A 3536-nucleotide genomic window follows, 5' to 3' on the forward strand; every position below is an offset into this window, starting at 1 on the left:
GACCGTGATAGGGCAGACAGCGCAGTCCATGTGGGAGACATCCAGCGTTGCGGTGCGAGCGCCGGCAGCCAGCGCCCCGGACGACGTTACCGCTGTGACCAACAAGAGAGCAAACAATTTCATGAGCTCACCTCAATAGAAAACCGGCGCGTAGAGCGGAAAAGCCATCAGTGCAGCGGCAACAAGCGCGACGATCCAGAAAACGACACGCTGCCGTCGACGCACGGCGGAACCGGCGCATGCCTCGCCGGGAGCGCACGCCTCGGGCTCGCGGTAAAGCCTGTGGAAGGCATAGCCAAAGAAGCCAATCGCGGCTGCCATGAAGAATGGCTGATAGGCCTCCAGGGCCACCAGGCGAGAGCCCCATGCACCGCCGACACCGAGCACCACCAGCAGCAACGGACCGGCGCAGCACGCTGATGCTCCGATGGCCGCGGCGGCGCCGGCCAACAGTGAGCCGGGGGTGGTCCATGGGCTTGACACGAAAGCTCCTTTTGCTTGATTGATGTTAGTCTAGGTCCGTACCTGAGTACGGAGTCAAGCCCACTATGGAACAGATGACTATCGGGCAGCTGGCAGCTGCTGCGGGCGTCAACGTCGAAACCGTTCGGTACTATCAGCGCCGGAGTCTGCTGGCTGCACCGGAGCGCCCAAGCGGCAGGATCGGGCGGTACTCGCAGACGGCGCTGACGCGTCTTCGGTTCATCAAACGCTCACAGTCGCTGGGCTTCTCGCTCGACGACGTTCGAGCTCTTCTGTCGCTCGATGAGGGGCAAGCGTGCTCCACCGCACGTCGCATCGGTGAGCACAAGCTGGCAGACGTACGACAGCGCATCCAGGCCTTGCAGGTACTCGCTTCGGCACTCGAGGACTTGGTCAGTCAATGCTCGACGTCCAAGCGCAAAGTCAGCTGCCCGCTGATCGAAGCGCTGATGCGTTCAGAAGAGATCGGTAGCTAAGCCAGGCTCCCGCCCCGGTTGGCGACCGCCGATCTGGACCTTTCCTTCTGCGCAAGCAGGGCGCGCAGTTGGGGAAAGGTCGGCATCGGAGAGAGCAGACGGTCAGCTTCGGTCCCTATACTTAGGGTTCCCTTGGGGAGTAGCCGGCTTTCGTTTCTGGAAGCGCCTGCGTCAACACACTCGGCGTCTCGCATGCCGTGGCGCCGGCAACCGTTCTTCGGTTGGCGAGACCATCGGCATGTCCCCGCGACGCAGGTCGGGCAGCGGAGGCGTGCCCTTGCGCTCTCGCCCGACCGTAGAAGAACGACCCTCACATGAATCTCGCTTCCACCGCGTTGCTGGCCCTCGCCATGTCGACCGATGCCTTTGCCGCCGCCGTCGGCAAGGGCACCGCCCTGCAGAAACCCCGCTGGTCCGAGGCCTTGCGAACCGGCGCCATCTTCGGCGTCATCGAGGCCATCACGCCGCTGGTCGGCTGGGCGCTCGGCTATGCCGCGTCCGGATACGTCAAGGACTGGGACCACTGGATCGCCTTCACCTTGCTGAGCGTGCTGGGCATTCGCATGCTCGTGGCGGCGCTCCAGGCGCCCGACGAGGCCGAGGCCGAGAAGCCGACCCGCCACGGATTCTGGCTCCTGGCCATCACCGGCTTCGCGACCAGCATCGATGCCATGGCCGTGGGTGTCGGCCTGGCCTTCCTGGACGTGAACATCCTCCCGGTGGCCGCCGCCATCGGCTTTGCGACCTTCGCCATGGTCACCGTCGGCGTGATGGTCGGGCGGCTGCTTGGCAACCTCGCTGGCCGTTGGGCGGAAGCCATTGGTGGCGTGCTGCTCATCGGCATTGGGTCTTTCATCCTCTACGAACACCTCACGGCGATCGCATGAAGACGCCTGTGACGTCGCGCGGTTCGTCATCCTGATCGATCTCCCGGACGAAACCAGCGTGGTGCCGATTGCAGGTCTCTAGACAACGACAGACTGCTGATCCAGGCGGATGCCTTCACGCCCGGTGCGCCGAACTCGCCGCCGCCGGCGGTGCCGAACGCGAACAACCTCAACCTGATCTCCAACATCGAGGGGTTCGGACTGAAGGTCGATCGCATCCTGCCGCTGCACGGCCGCGTGGTCCCGGTATCGGAGCTCTACGCCGCCGTCGGCAAGCCCTTGCCGGCCCGCCGACCCGGAGGCCGGCGGACGGCTCGACGCCCTCGCTCGCTATGGCGCCCGCGGCGCCCCGCGTGCCGCCAGGTCGCGTCGGACGATCTCGCGCACCAACGCCGTGAATTGCTTCGACAGCAGGTTGCGCACAACAAGAGCGCCGATGACCGGCGGCACGGCGAACCCTGGCACCAGACGCCCGGAATATGTGAGGCGTACCCCTCCCGACGGCAGGTTCTCCAATGCGTAGCTGCCCTCCATCTCCTTCAGGTTGCCGCCCACAGCGTGCGCCACGATGCGCCGCTGCGGCGACTCGTGCACCTCCAGTGTCACCTGCACGGACTGCTGGAAGATCAGGAAGCCGATCTGGCCGGTCTGCTCAACCAGGAGCTTGTTGCCTTCGCGCTGGATCACGCGTGAACTGTGGATGTCCGGAATGAATTCGGCGAGGTGGTCGTAGTCCGAAATCGTGCCCCACACCGTCCCAGCGTCAGCCTGCAGTTCGGCCGACGCGGCGACGGTGATGAGATCACCCTTGCCGGTCGTCTCGACGAGCACCTCCTGTGCCCCCACAGGCCCATGCAACGTCAGCAGCGCGCCCGCCGCCAGCAACAAGGCGATGCCTCTGCACCATGCAAAGAGACGCGCGTTCGTCATTGCCGGTCGGCGATGACGAACCAATGCTAAGCTTTTGGAATCGTTCACTGAGCCAGGAAAAATCGATGAAGAAAATTACCTTCGCCGTCGTTCTCAGCCTCTCCGCTTTCGCATCGGCGCCTGCCTTCGCCAAGGCGAACTGCAAGGTCTATCCGAAATCCGAATGGATGTCGGAAACCGATGCCAAGGCCAGCATCGAGGCACAGGGTTACACGATCTCCAAGTTCAAGGTCGACGGCAACTGCTATGAGATCTACGGCAGAAACAAGGCCGGCAAGAAGGTCGAGATCTACTATGACGCCAAGACACTCGAGCCGGTGAAGAGCGAGATCGAAAAGTAGTCTATGCCGACTTCGGGCAACGCGGATCCAACGCGAAGCAGTGCCCTGGTCTGGGACGTCGCCGTCCGCCTTCATCATTGGATGCTGGCCGCACTGGTCATCTTCTGCTCGATTCAGGACGACGGCGGTCAAGTACATCGCGCCGCAGGCTACGCAGCGGCCGGCGTGGTAGTCACGCGCCTGCTGTGGGCGGTGCTTGCCAAGGGGCATGGCAGTCTCGCCGCCCTCAAGCCCTCCGCGACCGCGACGCTCGCCTATGTTCGCGCCCGCGCGCCGCGTTGCATCGGCCACGACCCCCTCGGGCTGTGGATGGTGTGGCTGCTTTGGTCGCTCGTATTGCTTCTTGGGCTCACTGGGTGGATGAGCCGCCTCGACACCTTCTGGGGCGACGAGCGCTTGCAAGACATACATGCATGGCT

6 protein-coding genes and 1 riboswitch are annotated in these 3536 nt (G+C 63.9%); of the genes, 4 read left to right on the forward strand and 2 right to left on the reverse strand.

Translation table 11 applies throughout. From position 1 onward, the window contains the following. Window positions 1-132: 132 nt before the first annotated feature. A complete protein-coding gene (locus AC1D2K_RS32000; protein WP_478094123.1) occupies window positions 133-483 on the reverse strand; it encodes a mercuric transporter MerT family protein in 351 nt (116 codons plus the stop codon). A gap of 65 nt (window positions 484-548) precedes the next feature. Between AC1D2K_RS32000 and AC1D2K_RS32005 the strand changes: the two genes are divergently transcribed. Next, complete coding sequence (locus AC1D2K_RS32005) at window positions 549-959, forward strand: MerR family transcriptional regulator (RefSeq protein WP_478094125.1); 411 nt, start codon at window positions 549-551, stop codon at window positions 957-959. A 132-nt stretch (window positions 960-1091) separates the two neighbouring features. Further along, a riboswitch (yybP-ykoY riboswitch) is annotated at window positions 1092-1253 on the forward strand. A 20-nt stretch (window positions 1254-1273) separates the two neighbouring features. Then, a complete protein-coding gene (gene mntP, locus AC1D2K_RS32010) occupies window positions 1274-1846 on the forward strand; it encodes a manganese efflux pump MntP (RefSeq protein ID WP_478094127.1) in 573 nt (190 codons plus the stop codon). 330 nt (window positions 1847-2176) lie between these two features. On the opposite strand, the gene AC1D2K_RS32015 is transcribed toward mntP, so the two are convergent. Continuing rightward, the gene (locus AC1D2K_RS32015; RefSeq protein WP_478094129.1) at window positions 2177-2776 is read right to left on the reverse strand and encodes an SRPBCC family protein; all 600 of its coding nucleotides are present in this window, start codon (window positions 2774-2776) and stop codon (window positions 2177-2179) included. 65 nt (window positions 2777-2841) lie between these two features. Here AC1D2K_RS32015 and AC1D2K_RS32020 point away from each other — a divergent pair, with 65 nt between their 5' ends. Together AC1D2K_RS32020 and AC1D2K_RS32025 are read left to right on the forward strand one after the other, a co-directional pair. After that, entirely contained in the window at window positions 2842-3117 is a 276-nt protein-coding gene (locus tag AC1D2K_RS32020; RefSeq protein WP_478094130.1) for a PepSY domain-containing protein, read from the forward strand. Between the two features lie 81 nt (window positions 3118-3198). Continuing rightward, window positions 3199-3536 (forward strand): cytochrome b/b6 domain-containing protein (locus tag AC1D2K_RS32025; protein ID WP_478094132.1); only part of this gene is annotated, 338 nt, incomplete at its 3' end.

It is taken from the genome of Variovorax sp. P1_H12_2 (assembly GCF_056405335.1).